The organism is Streptomyces sp. NPDC055078, from assembly GCF_053607985.1.
In genome coordinates, this window is record NZ_JBSGUP010000026.1 from 1 (window position 1) to 17,586 (window position 17,586).

Here is a 17,586-nt window from a genome sequence, read left to right on the forward strand (position 1 = left end):
CTCCGTGCCCGCGCTCGGAGAACTCCTCGCCGAACTGGACTCCGGCGCCGCCGAGATCCGCGCGCGCGGCCGGGAACGCGGGCATCGCCACTGGCAGGAGATCCCCCGGCAGCCGGAGCAGGGCGCACCGGAGGGTGTGCCGACGGCGTTCCGCCAGGGGGGAAGCTATCTCGTCACCGGTGGCGCCGGCGGTATCGGCCGCTCCCTCGCCGCCTATCTGCTGGAGCGGTACGCCGCCCGCGTGGCGCTGCTCGGCCGGTCGCCCGACGACTGCGCCGGGCTGCGCGCGACGGCGCGCGGCCGAGGCGGCGACCTGGTGTACATCCGGGCAGATGTCACCGATGCGACGGCCCTGGACGCCGCCGTCGCCACGGCCCGGGAACGGTTCGGGCGGCTGCACGGCGTCATCCACGCCGCCGGCGTCACCGACGACGCTCCGCTGCGGGACCAGACCGAGGACAGGTTCCGCCGGGTGCTGGCTCCCAAGGCCGTGGGCGCCGTCCTGCTCGACCGGGCCACCGCCGACGACGACCTGGACTTCCTCGTCATGTTCTCCTCGGTGGTGGGGACCCTCGGCAACGCGGGCCAGGCAGGCTACGCGGCGGCCAACCGTTTCCTGGACGCCTTCGCCCGCCAGCGGGACGCGGCCGTGGCCCGTGGCGAGCGCGGCGGCCGATCCCTGTCGATCGCCTGGCCCTTCTGGGCGGACGGCGGCATGCGGATGCCGGATGCCGCCCGCAGGCTCGCCGCAACCGCACTCGGGCTGCGGCCCATCGGCACCCCGGCGGCGCTGCGCGCGCTGGAGTACGCGCTCGGGCTCGGTGAACCGGTGGTGCTGGTGGGCCACGGGGACCGGGAACGGATCGGCGCGGCCCTCGCGCGGTCCTCCGGTACGCCCGTGGAGTCCAAGGGCACGGCCTCCGTGGGCACCGCCTCCGTGGGCACGGCCTCCGTGGGCGTGGCCCCCACGACCGTGGATCTCACGCCTACGAGCGTCGCGCCTACGAGTGTCACGCCTACGAGTGTCACGCCTACGAGCGTCGCGACGCCGACGGCCTCGGCGCCCGACCGTTTCGTGTCCTGCGTACCCGGGGCCGCAGTGCCTTCCGACCGCGCCGCAGGTCGGGCCGAACAGCTCGGGCACGCCGAAAGGGCCGGGCACGCCGAAGGGGCCGGGCAGGCCGCCGGGGCCGCCACCGCCGCGCTGCGGGAGCGCCTGCGGACCGAGGCCGGGGCGCTGGCAGGTATCGCCCCGGAGCGGATCGACCCGGGGACGGAGCTGGGCGGGTACGGCTTCAACTCCCTGCTCTTCACCGACTTCGCCGGTCGGCTGAACCAGCTCTTCGGACTTGCGCTCACCCCGGTCGTCTTCTTCGAGAACCCCACGGTGGACGCGCTGACCGCAATGCTGCTGGACCGGCACGGCCCGGCGGTGAACGCCGCCCCGGCGGACGCCTCCGCACCGGCCCCGGTCGCGGAACCGCAGGGTGTTCCAGTTCCGGCATCCGGCACCGTGCCGCCGGTCGTTTCTTTTCCGGTACCGGCCTCCGTGCCGCCGACCGCTGCTGTCCCGGCCCCCGTCGCCGAGCCGACGAACGCGTCAGCACCGGTCCCTGGCGTCGCGCCATCCGCCGCTTCCGCACCGGCCCCGGCCACCGACGCGGGCCGCCGGGCCGGACCCGGTGCGGCCCTGGGCCCCGCCCTCGCGGGGGACGGCATCCGCCCGGGTGCTCCGGTCGCCGTCATCGGTATGGCGGGCCGCTTTCCCGGCTCCCGGGACGTGGACAGTCTGTGGGAGCACCTGCTCGCCGGCCGCTGTCTGACCGGACCGGCGCCGGTGGACCGGCTCGACGCCGCCCGGACCGGGCGCCACGGGGGCTTCCTCGACGACGTCACGGCGTTCGACGCCGGATTCTTCCGGATCTCACCGGGCGAGGCGCGGCTGATGGACCCGCAGCAGCGCCTGTTCCTGGAGACGGGCTGGCACGCGCTGGAGGACGCGGGATACGACCCCCGGGCGCTGGCCGGGCGGCGGGCCGGCGTCTTCGTCGGCGCGAGCCTCTACGACTACGCCGAACTGCTCTCCCACCACGGTGAGGAGACGGCCGCCCACACGGTCACCGGCACGATGCAGAGCATCATCGCCAACCGGTTCTCCTCGCTGCTGGACCTGCGGGGGCCGAGCGAGGTCGTGGACACCGCCTGCTCCAGCTCGCTGACCGCATTGCACCGCGCGGTCGTGGCCCTCCGGGGCGGCGAGTGCGAACTGGCGGTCACCGGCGGGGTCAACGCCCTGCTATCGCCCCGCTGGTTCGACTCCCTGGGCGATGCCGGGATGCTCTCCGCGACGGGACGGTGCTGGTCCTTCGACGGCCGGGCCGACGGGTTCGTCCGCAGCGAGGGAGTGGGCGCCGTCGTACTGAAGCGGCTGGACAGCGCGCTGGCCGACGGCGACACCGTACGGGCCGTGATCCGGGGCGTCGCGGTGGGGCACGGTGGCCGAGCGCACTCGCTCACCGCGCCCAGCCCGGAGGGGCAGGCGGAGGTCGTCGTCTCGGCGCTGCGGGACGCGGGCGTCGACGCGCGCACCGTCACCTATGTCGAGACCCACGGGACGGGCACGGCGCTCGGCGATCCGGTCGAAGTCGCCGGACTGCGGGCGGCGTTCTCCGGGCCCGGCGAGGACACCGGTCGGGCCTGGTGCGCCCTCGGCGCCGTGAAGTCGAACATCGGCCATCTGGAGGCGGCGGCCGGTGTGGCGGGACTGGTCAAGGTCGTACTGGCACTCCGGCACCGGACGCTGCCGCCGAACGCCGCGGGCGCGGTGCCCAACCCCCATCTGGAGCTGTCCGGTTCGCCGTTCTCGCTGCTCACCGCCGCGCGGCCATGGGGGCCGTCGGCGGACGCCGACAGCGGGCCCGTACCCCTGCGGGCCGGGCTCAGCTCCTTCGGCTTCGGTGGTGCCAACGCCCATGTGATCGTGGAGGAGGCGCCCCCGGCGGAGGCCGCCCGGGACGCGCGGACCCCGGGGGACCGGCCGGAGCTGTTCGTCCTCTCCGCCGCCGATCCCGGGCGGCTGCGGGTGTACGCGGAGCGAGTGCGCCGATTCCTGCCCGGGGCGTCCGCGTCTCTCCGGGACATCGCCCACACCTCCCGGACGGGGCGCACGGTGCTCCCGGCACGCCTGGCGATAGTCGCGACGAGCAGGGAGGAGCTGTCCGTCCTGCTCGACTCCTGGCTCGACGGCCGCGCCCCGGCGGGTGTTTACGCCGGTACAACCGCCCGTACAACCGCACGAACCACCGCCGGGGAGGCGCCGGGGACGCGGGCGCCGGGCACGGGAGATCTCCATGAGACCGCCCGGCTGTGGGTCGCCGGTCGGCCCGGCGGGCGTCCGGCCGGGCCCGGTCCCGAGGCCCGCCGGGTTCCCTTCCCGACCTATCCCTTCGACCACTCGACGGGCCATGGATTCGCGGCACCGCCCGCCCCGCCGGCCGGGGACGACACCGTGCTCGTACCGCAGTTGCTCACCCGGCACTGGGTTCCCGCGTCCCTCCCCGCGTCCGTGCCCGCGTCCGTGCCCGCGTCGGAGGGGAGCCTCCCGGGACGGCCGACGCGGTTGCTGCTGGTCGGCAGCGAACTCGCTCTGCCCCTCCTCGAAGCGCTGCCCGGCCGGGGGATGGAGGACTGGGTGGTACTGCGCGAGCCGTCGCCGCTTCCCCGGCTCGCCCGGTACGAGTACGAGCTGGACTTCGACGACTACGCGGCGGGACGCCGTGCCGCCGAACTGGTCGTGTCCCGCCACGGTCCGGTCGGCCTGGTCGTCGACCTGGTCGACGCCGCCGGGGGAGCGCGGCCCGCCCGCGAGGCCGCCCGGGTCGGCGTCCTGCAGGTCGTCGCCGCACACGGACGCACCGATGGTGTGCGATGGGTCCAGCTGACCCGTGGACTCGCCTCGCCGGAAGGTCCCGCACCCGGTTCCGGTCCCGCACCCGGTCCCGGTTCCGGGGCGGGACCGGGCGCAGCGACGCCCGGCGGCGACGGTCTGGCGGGCGCGCGGATCGCCGCACTGGTGCGGGCGGTGGGCGCGGAGTACGCGGCGGTCCGCACCACCACGGTCGACCTCGGCGGTGACGGTGACGGTGGACCGGAGGACGCCGCAGGGCAGTTGGCCCTCGCCGTACGGGAGCTGACGGCGGCCGGAGACGAGCCGGAGGTGCGCTACCGCGGCGGAGTCCGCGCCGTACCCCGCTTCACCACGGTTCCGCGCCCGCCGGAGGAGCGGCCGGACCGGCTGGGGGGCTTCCCCGTACACCCCGACCGCAGCTATCTGATCACCGGTGGTACCGGAGGACTGGGCCTGGCCGTCGCCGAACGGCTCGTGGAGCGGGGCGCCCGCCGGATCGCCCTGACCGGCAGAAGGCCCCTGCCCGTGGCGGAGCGGCCGGAACCCGGCGCCTGGTGGGGCGACCGGGTGGGGGCGATCCGGCGGATGGAGGCGGCAGGGGCCGAGGTGATGCTCCACCACGGACTGCTGTCCGAACGGTCGCCGGGGCCCCACGGGCTGCCGGTCTTCCTCGACCGGGTGCGCTCCCGGCTGGGGCCGCTCGCCGGAGTACTGCACTGTGCGGGCTCGGCCCCGGGCAACCCGGTCTTCCTGGACAAGAGCTGGGCGGAGATCGCCGCGAACTGGGAGCCCAAGGGGGAGGGCCTGTTCGCCCTCGACGAGCTGATCGCCGACGACGAGCCCGACTTCGTCGTCCTGTTCTCCTCGGTCTCCGCCGTCGTTCCCGCGCTGGCCGTGGGGCTCAGCGACTACGCCGGCGCCAACGCGACCCTCGACGCCTTCGCCGCGTACGCCCGGCGGCGTGCCCGCCGCCGTGGCTCACGCACCCGCTATCTCGCCGTCGACTGGGGGAGCTGGACCGGTCTCGGTATGGGCGAGGTGACCAGCCCGCGCTACCGGGCGCTGGGTCTTGGAGCGCTCAACGGACACCAGGGGCTGGGGCTGCTGGACGCCGCACTCGCGACCATCGGCTCCGACGGGAGCCCCACGAGCTGTGTCGCGGTCGCGGCCCGCCCCGGCGCCGCCGGACTCCTGGGGAAGCCGGGCGACCCACCCGGGGCGGCGCCGGACCCTGCCGCGCACCTGCGGCCCGGGACCACTGCCGCCGCGCCGGAGCCCGTACGGAACCCGGCACCCGAACCCGTACGGAACCAACCCGTACGGAACCCGGCGGCGGACGGGCCGTTACCGGGGGCCGGAAACGGAAACGGGAACGGTCCGGTGCCGGAGACAGCGACAGTGGGGGAGTCGGAGGCGGCCGACGGACTGGTGCACAGGTGCGCCGCGCTGCTGGCCGGACTTCTCGCCCGCCCACTGCGGCTGGCCCCCGAGTCGATACGGCACGACGCGCCCTTCGCCGACCTGGGCGTCGACTCGATTCTCGTCGCCGGGGTGGTCACCCGGCTGGAGAGCGCCATCGGTGCGCCCGTGGAGCCCGCGTCGATCCTGGCCTACCCGACCGTCGCCCGGCTGGCCCGCCACCTCGTGGAGCGCCATGCGGAAGGTGTCGCGCGCTGGGTCGGAGCGCGGCCCGCCGGGCCCGGTGCGCCGGACCCGGGCGGACCGCCCGCCCCGGTGGCGGCCCGCGGTGACGACCCGGCGGGCCCCGGCGGCCGGACCGTACCCCTCGCGGTCATCGGTATGGCAGGCAGATACCCGGGCGCACCGACCACCGCGGAGTTCTGGGACCTCCTGCGGGCGGGCCGCTCGGGCGTCGGCCCGGTCCCGCCGTCCCGCTGGGACGTCGCATCGCTCTACGCGCCCCGGGCGGCGAGCGGGAAGAGCATCAGCAAGTGGGGCGGCTTCCTCAGCGGGATCGAGGACTTCGACGCGGCGTACTTCGGCATCGCGCGGGAGGACGCCGTCCATCTGGAACCACTGACCCGGCTGTTCCTCGAATGCGCGGAGGAGACATTCGCCGACGCCGGCTATGCCCGCGACGAACTGGCCGGCAGGCGGATCGGGGTCTTCGTGGGAGCGGGCACCAGCACCTACGGCACCAGGATCCCGGAGCCCGCGCGGGCCACCGCCAGCGGCCTCAACCAGAACTTCATCGGCGCCCAGCTCTCCCACGTCTACGATCTGCGCGGCCCCAACCTGGTGGTGGACACCGCCTGCTCCTCCTCGCTGACCGGCCTCTATCTGGCCCAGCAGGCTCTTCAGCAGGGCGAGTGCGAGATGGCGCTCGCGGGCGGCGGAGACCTCCTCCTGGACGAGATGCCGTATCTGAGGCTCAGCGCGGCACGCGCCCTGTCCCCGGACGGTACGTGCCATGTCTTCGACGCCGGTGCCAACGGATTCGTACCGGGGGAGGGTGTCGGCGCCGTCCTGCTGAAGCCGCTGGACCGCGCGCTCGCCGACGGCGACCGGGTGTACGCGGTGGTGGAGTCCGTCGCCATCAACAACGACGGCCGCACCATGGGACTGACCACGCCGAACCTCCAGGCGCAGCGGGACGTCGTCCTCGACGCGCTCGGCAAGGCCGGAGCGGATGCCCGGACGGTCTCGTACGTGGAGGCCCACGGCACCGGGACCATGATCGGCGATCCCATCGAACTCCGGGCGCTCACCCAGGCGTTCGGCCGCTTCACCGACGAGCGCGGCTTCTGCGCCGTCGGCAGTGTGAAGTCCAATATCGGACATCTGCTGATGGCCGCGGGAATGGCGAGCCTGCACAAGGTGGTGCTCTCGCTGCGGCATCGCATGCTGCCTCCGACCCTGCACTGCGGGGAGCCGAACCCGCGCTTCGCCTTCCGGGAATCTCCCTTCTACCCGAACGTCGAGCCGGCCGACTGGCAGCCGCGCCACGGCGTGCGCCGGGCCGGGATCAGCGCGTTCGGCTTCGGCGGGACCAACTGCCACGCGGTGCTGCGCGAGGTGACCGATGCCGAACGCGCCACCGGCGCCGTACGGCGCGAGCCCCTGCCGCCGCCGCGGTTCCGGCGGCTGCGGCACTGGGCCGAACGACCGCGGGATGCCGCCGCGCCCTACACCAACGGAGCCGTGGCGGCCCGCCCGGTGCTCCGTCCCATTCTTGAGCTGGGGGAGCTGAGCTGATCCATGGAGCGGACTGCGGACGACAACCCCGCCACCGGCTCCGGCGGTGTGGCGGCGGCCCTGCGGTCACTGGCCGGCAGGCGTATCACCACCGCGCTCACCGCCGACGACCCGGTGGTCCGGGACCACCGGGTGCACACAGTGCCCGTACTGCCGGGTGTCTTTCTGCTCGACCTCGTGCTGCGGCTGCTCGCCCGGGCGGGGATCGACCCCGCGATGGTGGAGCTGCGGCGCTGTGTGTTCCTCGCGCCCGTGGTCCCGGGGAGCGCCGGACACACACTGGAGGTCGCGGTCACCGAGCCGCTCGCCCGGGGCGGTGTCGGGGTCTCGGTGCGCAGCAGGCCCGCCGGTCCGGGGCCCGGGGAGCCCTGGACCACCAACTGCCGGGCGCTGCTGCACCCGGCGGCCGACGACGGCCGGGTCTCGCCCGTCGACATCGACCGGCTGACCGCGGCGGCCACGGAGACGGCGGACGTGGACCAGCTCTACGGTCGCGTCCGTGAACTCGACATCCACCACCGCGGGTTCATGAAGGCCGGTGGCGAGGTCGGCTGGGGCGACAGCCACGCACTCGCCCGGATGCGGCTCGGGGCGGAGGCCGAGCCCTATCTCGACCGGTTCCACATACACCCGGTGGTGCTCGACTTCGCCACACTCGTGCCCCTGCTGCTGCTCGGCCCCGCGCCGGGCGCCGGGGCCCGGCACGCGTTCATCCCGATCGCCATCGACGTCTTCCGGGCGTTCGGCCGTCCGTCGGCCGAGAACCTGGTGCATGTGCCGCGCCGGACCGGAGGCGGGCTGGACGCCGAGACGTTCGACGCGGACATCGAGGTACTCGACCTCCACGGCGGGCCGATCGCCCGGATGACCGGATTCCGCGCCAAGCGCATCCGGTCGGCCGACCAGATCACCCGGCTGCTCGACGCCACGCCCCGAACCGCTCCCGTCCCGGTTCCCTCAGGGCCGGCCGCCCCCGCCCCCGCGCCCACGCCCACGCCGGCACCGGTCCCGGAACCGGCCCCGGGCGCCGACGCCCTGACGGAACTGGTCGCCACGCTGGTGCGGGAACGCCTCGGCGCACCGGGCACGGAGGTCGACGCCGAACGCGGCTTCTACGAACTCGGGCTGGACTCCGTCGCGCTCCTGGGGATCGCCGCCGCGCTGGAGGAACGGCTCGGCCGGCAGATCTATCCGACGCTTCTCTTCGAGTATCCGACCGTGCGGTCGCTCTCCGCCCATCTGGGAGCGGAGGGGGTCACGGTGCCGGACCCGGTGCCGGTGACCGGTGCGGAGGCCGAGCCTGTGTCTCGTACGGAGCCGGGGCCCGGTTCCGCGCCTGGCACGCGTACGGTGCCCACTTCCCCTGCGGAGCCGCAACTCCAGCCCCAGCCCCAGCCCCAGTCGGCGGAGGCAGAGGCAAAGGCAGAGACAAGGGCGCGGCCCGCCCGGCGGTCGGCCGCGCCCGGGGATCTCGCGATCACCGGCCTGGCGGGGCGCTATCCAGGAGCCCCCACCGCCGCTGATCTGTGGACCGTGCTGAGCGAGGGGCGCGACTGCCTGGGCGAGGTGCCGGCCGACCGCTGGCACGCCGAGCCGGGGACCCGGGGCGCGTTCTGCGACGGCATCGCCGAGTTCGACCCGGAGTTCTTCCGTATCGACGGTCGGCAGGCCGCACTGATGGACCCGCACGAGCGGCTGTTCCTCCAGACCGCCTGGGAGGCGGTGGAGGACTCCGGACACACCCCCGAGGGGCTGTCGGCCGAGACCGGGCACGCCGTCGGGACCTTCGCGGGGGTGATGTGGAACGACTATGTGCTGCACGGCCTGGACCGCAGCCGCGACGGCGCCCCCGAGGCGGCGGGCTCCTGGTTCTCCGCGCTGGCCAACCGGGTCGCGTACACCCTCGACTTCCAGGGTCCGAGCCTCACCGTGGACACCGCCTGCTCCTCCGCGCTGACCGCCCTGCACCTGGCCGCCGAGAGCATCCGGCGCGGGGAGTGCGCGGCGGCGGTGGCCGGCGGGGTCAACCTCACGCTGCACCCCTACAAGTACCGGCGCCTGGCCGAGCTGGGCCTGCTCTCATCCGACGGCCGCTCCCGCCCGTTCGGGAAGGGCGCGGACGGCTATGTGCCGGGGGAGGGCGTGGGCGTGGTGGTGCTGCGGCCACTCGCCGACGCCGAGGCGTCCGGCGACCACGTCTACGCGGTGATCCGAGGATCGGCCCTGCGGCACAGCGGCCGTACCGCGGGGTTCACCGTGCCCAGCCCGCAGGCGCAGGCCCGGGTCGTGTCCGCCGCGCTCGACGCCGCGAACGTCCCGGTGGAGACCATCACCTATGTCGAGGCGCACGCCACCGGCAGTGCGCTCGGGGACAGAATGGAGGTGGAGGCGCTCACCGAGGTGTACGGCGGGCGCACCACGGCTCGCGGCTACTGCGCCGTCGGATCGGCCAAGAGCAGTGTCGGGCACCTGGAGGCGGCGGCCGGCATGGCGGCCCTCACCAAGGTGCTGCTGTGCCTGCGGCACCGGACCCTTCCCGGGACACCTCTCGCGGACGGCCCCGACCCGGGCATCCGGTTCGCGTCGACGCCGTTCCATCTGCCCGAGGACCCGGCCCCCTGGCCGGCGCCCGTCGATCCCGTCACCGGCGGTATCGCCCCCCGCCGCGCCGCGATCAGCGCCTTCGGTTCGGGCGGCACCAACGCCCACCTGATCGTCGAGGAACATACGGAATACACGGAACACGAGGAACATGCGGAATACACGGGACACGAAGCACACGCGGCACACGCGGACACCCGGTCCGCGCGGGCGGGGGAAGTGGCCCCGGGGCCGTACGAGATGGAGATCTCGGCCCGGACCGGAGAGCAACTGCGCCGGATGGCCGCCCGGCTCGCCCGTCATCTGCGGGCCCACCCCGGGCTGTCGCCGGCCGATGTGGCCCGCACCCTGCGCGACGGCCGCCGGAGGATGGAGCACCGGGCCGCGCTGCGGGGGGACGGCACGGCACAGCTCGCCATGGCACTCGACGAGGTGGCCGCGGGCCGCGGTGTGCCCGCCCCGGAAGGGCCGCCCCTGACCGTCCACCCGGGAGCGCGCCGGGTGCCGCTGCCGACGTATCCCTTCGACCGGCGGCGCTACTGGCTCGGTGCGGGCGACGCCGGGCAGCGGCGCGAGGCGGTGGCGCCTCCGTCCCCGCCCGTTCCCTCGTCCCTCCGGGCGGCGGACGGGCCGGAAGCCGTGCGGACCCTGTTCTACGAACCCCGCTGGCACCCCGAGCCGTCGGCCGCACCCGCCGGCACCTGGCGGGAGTCCGTCCTGGTCGCCTTCGACACCGACGACGCCAGGGTCGCGGCGCTGCGGAACCAATGCCGGCGCGTCATCCAGGTGCGGCCCGGCGCGTCCTACGCCCGGCTGTCCGACGACGACCGCGAGATCTCCCCCGGTGCCCCGGAGCACTACGAGGCCCTGGCGGCGGAACTCCGCGCGGAGGGCACCGAACCCGCCGCCCTGCTGCATCTGTGGCAGGTGGCCGCCGCCACCGCCCGGCGGCCGGGTCCCGGCCTCGCCGACATCGGCGTACTGATGTCGCCGATGCTGCTCTGCCGGGCATGGATGCTCGGTCGTACGGCTCCGTTCCCGGTCGTCTTCGGCTACTCGGCCGCCGAGGACGCACCCGTCTGTGCGGCGGTCGGCGGCTTCGCCCGCAGCATCCGGCTGGAACAGTCTGCGCTCGCCCTGAGGACGGTCCGGTTCGCGGCCGGGCCGCCGACCGCCGCCACCCTGCTCGCGGAAGCCCGGAGCGCCGCGGCGGCCGTGAACGGCGGGACGGCGGTGAACGGTGCGGGACCCGCCGAATCCACCGATCACGCCCTGGCGGAGACCGAGGTGCGCCACGGCGCCGGGGGCCGGGAGGTGCTGGGATTCGCTCCGCTCTCCCCGGGTCCCGCCCGCGCCCCGCTCTCCCGTCCCGGCGGCGTCTATCTGATCACCGGTGGTCTCGGTGGTCTCGGCCGCCACACCGCGCGGCGGCTCGCCCGGAGCCCCGGCGTCCGCCTGGCGCTGCTCGGACGTTCCCCGGCGGGCCCGGCCTCGGCCCAGGCGATCCGGGAGCTGACGGACCTCGGCGCGCGCGCCTGCTACGTACCGGCGGACGTCACCGATCCCGAAGCGGTGAGCCGGGCGGTGGCCGAGGTGACCGAGCGGTTCGGCAGGCTCACCGGCGTTCTGCACGCCGCAGGCGTCGTGGCGGACGCGCTGCTCGTCAACAAGGACGCCGACGGGATGCGGCGGGTGCTCGCGCCCAAGGTGCTGGGCGCGGTCAATCTCGATCTCGCGACCCGGGAGGCGGACCTCGACTATCTGCTCCTCTACTCCTCCGTGGCGTCCGTGACGGGCAGTTCCGGCGCGGCTGACTACGCCGCTGCCAACCGCTATCTCGACGCGTTCGCCGACTGGCGGGAGAGCCTGCGCCGCCGCGGCGACCGGCGCGGCCGTACCCTCGCCGTCAATCTGCCCCTGTGGCGCGACGGAGGCATGCGCATCGACCCCGCCGTGGCGGAGCTGGTGCTCTCGCGGACCGGTGCGCGGCCACTGGCCACCGAGGACGGTCTCGCCGCGCTGGAGGCCGCGTACGGCCATCACGGCCACCAACTCGTCGTACTGCACGGCGATGCCGCCCGCCTCGCGAAGCGGCTCCCGCTCGCCGCCGCCCCCGATGCCGCCCTCGGCGCCGTACCGACGACCGCGCCCACTGCCGCGTCCACCGCAGTGCCCACTGCCGTGCCTGCCCCCGCGCCGACGGCCGGTGAACCGTTCGGTGCGATCGAGGACGCCGCGGGCGCGGTCGTACGGGCGGCACTCGACGGAGTCGGAGCCCCCGCGGCCGTGGACGCCAACTTCATGGAGATGGGCCTGTCCTCCGCCGATGTCGTCGGGCTGGCGCGGCGGCTGGAGACCGCACTCGGCGTCGAGGTGCCCGCCACCGCGCTGTTCCGTCACCCCAATGCCGCCGATCTCACCCGGTTCCTGGCGCGCGAGCACCCGCGGGCGCTGATGGCGCGGCGGCCCGCATCCGCGCGCGCCGCCGGGACCCCTCCCCGCCGGGCACAGGGCGGACCTCCGGAGCCGGTCGCGGTGATCGGGATGGCCGGGAGGTTCCCCGGCGGCGGAGACCTCGCAGGCTTCTGGGACGACCTCGCGGCCGGCCGCGACCTGGTCACACCCGTGCCGCCGGACCGCTGGGACCACCGTGCGTATCACGACCCCACGGGGGAGCGGCCCGACGGGACCCCCTGCGCGCACGGTGCCTTCATCCGCGACCCCAGCCGCTTCGACGCGCGGTTCTTCGGCATCGGCGACGCCGAGGCCGACAGCATGGATCCCCAACTCCGTCTCCTGCTGGAGGTGATGTACGCGACGGCCGAGGACGCCGGGGTCGCCAAGCGGCTCCGCGGGTCCGCGACGGGCAGCTACGTGGGCCAGTGCTTCCAGGACTACGACGAGGAACTCGCCCGGTACCGGCGAACGCTGGGCCCCTTCGACGTCACCGGCACCTCGATGGCCATGACCGCGAACCGCCCGTCGTACGTCTTCGACCTGTCGGGCCCCAGCATGATCGTGAACACCGCCTGTTCGTCCTCGCTGTACGCACTGCACCTGGCGGTCGCCGCGCTCCAGCGGGGCGAGTGCGAGATGGCCTTCGCGGCAGGGACGAATCTGATCCTCAGCCCCCAGCACTATCTCCGTGCTTCGGCGCTGGGCGCGCTCTCCCCGTCCGGCCGCTGCCACAGCTTCGACGCGAGGGCCGACGGCTACGTCCCGGGCGAGGCGGTCGTGGCCGTACTGCTCAAGCCGCTGGAACGCGCCCTCGCCGACGGCGACCCCGTACACGCCGTCGTCCGCGGGTCGGCGGCCGGCCACGGCGGACATGCCAGCACGGTCACCGCCCCCAGCCCGCGGCGCCAGACGGAACTGCTCATACGCGCCTGGCGGGCGGCCGGCGTCGACCCGGCGACGCTGACCTATCTGGAGGCGCACGGCACCGGGACCAGCCTGGGCGACCCGCTCGAACTCGAAGCGGCGACCGTGGCGTTCCGGCACTTCACCGACCGGAGCGGCTTCTGCGCCCTCGGCTCGGCCAAGGCCCATCTGGGCCACACCGAGGGCTCCGCCGGACTGGTGGGCGTGGTCAAGACCGTGCTGTCGATGCGGCACCGGCTCATCCCGGCGATGCCGGCGCACGAGAAACTCAACCCCGCCTGCGCGCTGGACGGCGGTCCGCTCTACATCAACACCGAACCGGTGCTCTGGCAGCCGGCCGCCGACGGGTCGCGAAGGGCCGCCGTGAGTTCGTTCGGCTTCGGCGGATCGTATGCGCACGCGGTACTGGAGGAGCCGCCCGCCCGGCGGCTCCCCGAGCCCACCGGGGGACCGCTCGTCTTCGTGCTCTCCGCCGCCGACGCCGGGCGGCTGGGCGAACTGGCCGCCCGGCACCGCGCGTTCCTCGCGGGCGCTGGCGAGCCACGGCTCGACCGGGTCGCGGCCACGCTGTACCACGGCCGCGAGCCGATGGCCGTACGGGCGGCCGTCGTCGCGGACTCGCTGCCCGCGCTGCTGCACCATCTCGATTCGCTCGCCGAGGGCGATGCCGCCGGGCGGGTGGCGGGCGGGGACGACGCCCCCCGGTCACTGCTGAGCGCCGCCCGCCGCTGGACCGCGGGGGAGGACAGCACACTGCCCGTCCAGGATCTGCCGAGGCTGCCGCTGCCGACATACCCCTTCGCCGGGGAGCGGCACTGGTTCGATGAGGGTGCGGCCGCATCGGGTCCGGCGCCCGACGCGGCGACGGACCGGACTCCGGCACCGGTACCTGCCCGGACTCCGGCACCGGCTTCGCCACCGGTACCTGCCCGGACTCCGGCACCGGCTTCGCCACCGGCACCTGCCCGGGCTCCGGCACCGGCGACCGCCGCCGCTCTCGCCCGGGAACTGGCCGCCCATGTCGCCCGGAGCGGTTTCTCGGGACAGCGGGCCGCCGAGGGGCTCGACCGGCTGGACCGGCTCGTACTGCGGTGGTGCCGCCGCTTCCTGGACGACGGCGGGCCGCTCACCGCGACCCGGCTGCGGCAACGGCTGGCCGACCCCGCCGCCCACGGCAGGCTGGCGGACGCGCTCGCCAACCTGCTGGCCGAACCGTCGGCCGCCGGTCCCACCGCGAACACTGCCGAAGCCCCGGCCACGCCGTTCGCCGCGACGACCGGCACGCACAGTCTCGATTCCGATGTCGCGGCGCTGGTCGCCGACCATCCCGAACTGTCCGCGTGGGGCGAGCTGGTACGCGTCTGCCTCCCCCGGCTGCCCGAGATACTCACCGGCGGGCTGGACCCGCTCGAACTGTACTTCTCGGACGGGCGCTCCGAACTGCTCGCCCGGGTCTACGGCGACAACCCGCTCGTCGACCACTACAACGCCCTCGTGGCACGGACCGTGGCCGACCGGGCACGGTCCCTGCGCGCGGGTGAGCCGGGCCGCCCGGTGCGCATCCTGGAGGTCGGCGGCGGAACCGGCGGCACCACCCGGCGGGTGCTCGACGCCCTCGCCGGTGAACCGGCCCGTACGCAGTACACCTTCACCGACGTCTCCACCCACTTCCTGCGTACGGCGCGCGACCGCTTCGCCTCCTCGCCGCTCGGCCTCCGCTTCGCGCGGCTGGATCTCGACAGCGACCCCGAGGCACAGGGCTTCGCCGCCGGTTCCGCCGACATCGTCCTCGCCGCGAACGTCGTCCACGCCACCCGGGACATCGACGCCGCCCTGGCCGGGCTGCGCCGGCTGCTCGCCGACGGCGGCCTCCTCGTGCTGGAGGAGGTGACCCGCGTCCGCGCCGCGATGACGGCGGTGATCGGACCACTGCCCGGCTACTGGTCGGCAGTGGACACCGGACAACGGCTGCCGCACTCCCCCTTCCTGGATGTGCCGCGCTGGCGGCAGGCCGCGGCACGCCAGGGCTTCGGTCCGCTGTGGGCCCTCGGCGCCACCGGCGACGAGGCCGACTTCGACAACGCCGTACTCCTCTGCGAGGCCGTCGGTACGGGAACGGTCGCCCCCGAGGTGACGGAACCCGAGACCTCCCGGTCGTCCGAGGACTCCGGCACAGCCTGCGGACCCGCGCCGACCGGGATATCCGCGCCGACCGGGATGTCCGAGGCGACCGGGATGTCCGAGGCGACCGGGACGGCCACCGCCGTCCCCGCCCGCGCGGTCGGGGCGGTGGCGCCCGACGACGTCATGGGGCGACTGCGCGGGGCCTTCGCCCGGTTCCTGGGGGTCGGGGCCGAAACGGTGGACCCGCGAGCCGACTTCGGCACGTACGGCATCGACTCACTGAGCGCCATCGAGGTGGTACGGAGTCTGGAGCCGGAGTTCGGCCCCCTGCCCCGGGTGCTGCTCTACGAGCACCGGACGCTGGAGTCGCTGGGCGCACATCTGACCGCCCGCCGCACCCAGCGGCCGGCCGAGGCACCGAAGGCACCGCCCGCCCCGGTGAGCGCCCCGGCAGCGAACCGGACGGACGATCCGGTCGCCGTCGTCGGTATCGCCGGCCGATTCGCCAAGTCGCCGGACCTGGCGAGCTGGTGGCGGCATCTGAGCGCGGGCGACGATCTGGTGACCGAGGTGCCGGCGGACCGGTTCGACTGGCGTGAGGTGTACGGCGATCCGTATCGCACGACGGGGACCGTCGACAGCAGATGGGGTTCGTTCTGCGACGGCGTCGACCGGTTCGACGCCGAGTTCTTCGGGATGACGCCGCTGGAGGCCGAACTGATGGACCCCCAGCAGCGGATCATGCTCCAGACGGCCTATCAGGCCGTCGAGGACTCCGGCCACGCGCCCGGCGAGCTGCGGGGCAGCCGTACCGGTGTGTTCGTGGGTGCCACCTCCCACGACTACGACTGGCAGCTCCAGCGCGCCGGCCGGCACCGGGAGGGCCATGTGATGACCGGCAACGGCCACTGCATGATCGCCAACCGGGTGTCGTACCAGCTCGACCTCCTCGGACCGAGCGAGGCGGTGGACACGGCGTGCTCCAGTTCGCTGACCGCGCTGCACCGGGCGGTCGGCAGTATCAGGAGCGGCGAGTGCGAGGCGGCGATCGTCGGCGGGGTGCATCTGTTCCTCACCGCCGATGTGTTCGTGGCCCTCGGCCAGCTGGGAGTCATGTCCCCCGACGGCCGGTGCGCGGCGTTCGACGCGCGGGCGAACGGCATGGTGCGGGGCGAGGGAGCCGTGGCCGTGCTGCTCAAGCCGCTCGCCCGGGCGGTCGCCGACGGGGACACCGTGCACGCGCTGGTACGCGGCAGCGGAGTCTCGCACGGCGGCCGGGCGCGCTCGCTCACCGTGCCCAGCCCGGCCGCGCAGGCCGGACTGATCACCTCCGTCTACCGGGCGGCGGGTGTCGACCCGCGTACCGTCAGCTATGTCGAGGCCCACGGCACCGGCACCGAGATCGGCGATCCGATCGAGATCCGCGGACTGCGCACGGCGTTCGCCACCCTCACCGGCCGGCCCGAGAACGAACCGGTGGCGCCCTGGTGCGGGGTCGGCACCGTCAAGTCCGCCATGGGCCATCTGGAGGCGGCCGCCGGACTGACCGGAGTCGCCAAACTCGTCCTCGCGCTGCGCCACCAAGCCCTCCCGCCCACCATCCACTTCTCCGAGCCCAACCCGCTGCTGGAGATCGCGGGCAGCCCGTTCCACATCGTCGACAGGCTCACCCCCTGGACCACCCCGGACCCTGTGGCCGCACCCCGGCGTGCCGGAGTCAGCGCCTTCGGCATGGGCGGCACCAACGCACATGTGCTGCTGGAGGAGTACCCGCGGCCCGCGGCCGCAGCGGTGGAGCCGGGCCCGGAAGTGGTGGTGCTGTCCGCCCGCAGCGAGGAGCGGCTGTCCGTCCGGGTCCGCGAGCTGTACGACTTCCTCCGGACCCGCGCCGCCGACGGCGTGCCACAGCTTCCCCTGCCCGACCTGGCGTTCACACTCCGGGCCGGCCGGGACGCGATGGCGCACCGGCTCGCCGCGGTGGTCACGACCACCGCCGAGCTGACCGAGGCACTCGGCCGCCATCTGGACGGGCGGCCGGACACCAGGGTCTTCACCGGCCACACACTCTCTCCGGCGGAGCCGGGCGACCGGGCGGGGTCCGATCCCGTCGAGGGCGCTCGCGGCTGGGTGCGCGGCGGCGCCGTCTGGTCACCGCCGCCCGGCCCGCGCACACCACGCCGGGTGTCGCTGCCCACCTATCCGTTCGACCCGGTGCGGCACTGGGCGGAGCCGCTGCCCGGACGCCCCGAGAGCCCTCCGGACGAGGTGCGGGACCTGCTGCGCTCGCTCCGGAACGGTGAAGTCTCGGTCGACGAGGCCGACAGAATCCTGGACGGAGCCGAATGAAGAGGAACCGG

Annotated in this window: 2 protein-coding genes; both read left to right on the top strand. The window is 74.6% G+C overall.

The window, feature by feature from the left end:
- Positions 1–136 precede the first annotated feature (136 nt).
- The gene (locus ACWF94_RS04345; RefSeq protein ID WP_453484544.1) at positions 137–7,123 is read left to right on the top strand and encodes an SDR family NAD(P)-dependent oxidoreductase; all 6,987 of its coding nucleotides are present in this window, start codon (positions 137–139) and stop codon (positions 7,121–7,123) included.
- A 3-nt stretch (positions 7,124–7,126) separates the two neighbouring features.
- Entirely contained in the window at positions 7,127–17,575 is a 10,449-nt protein-coding gene (locus tag ACWF94_RS04350) for an SDR family NAD(P)-dependent oxidoreductase (protein ID WP_453484546.1), read from the top strand.
- The last annotated feature ends 11 nt before the right edge of the window (positions 17,576–17,586 follow it).

What these genes read in the sequence shown, in the direction of transcription:
- ACWF94_RS04350 (WP_453484546.1), top strand. Translation starts at nt 7,127, where the DNA reads ATGGAGCGGACTGCGGACGACAACCCCGCCACCGGCTCCGGCGGTGTG.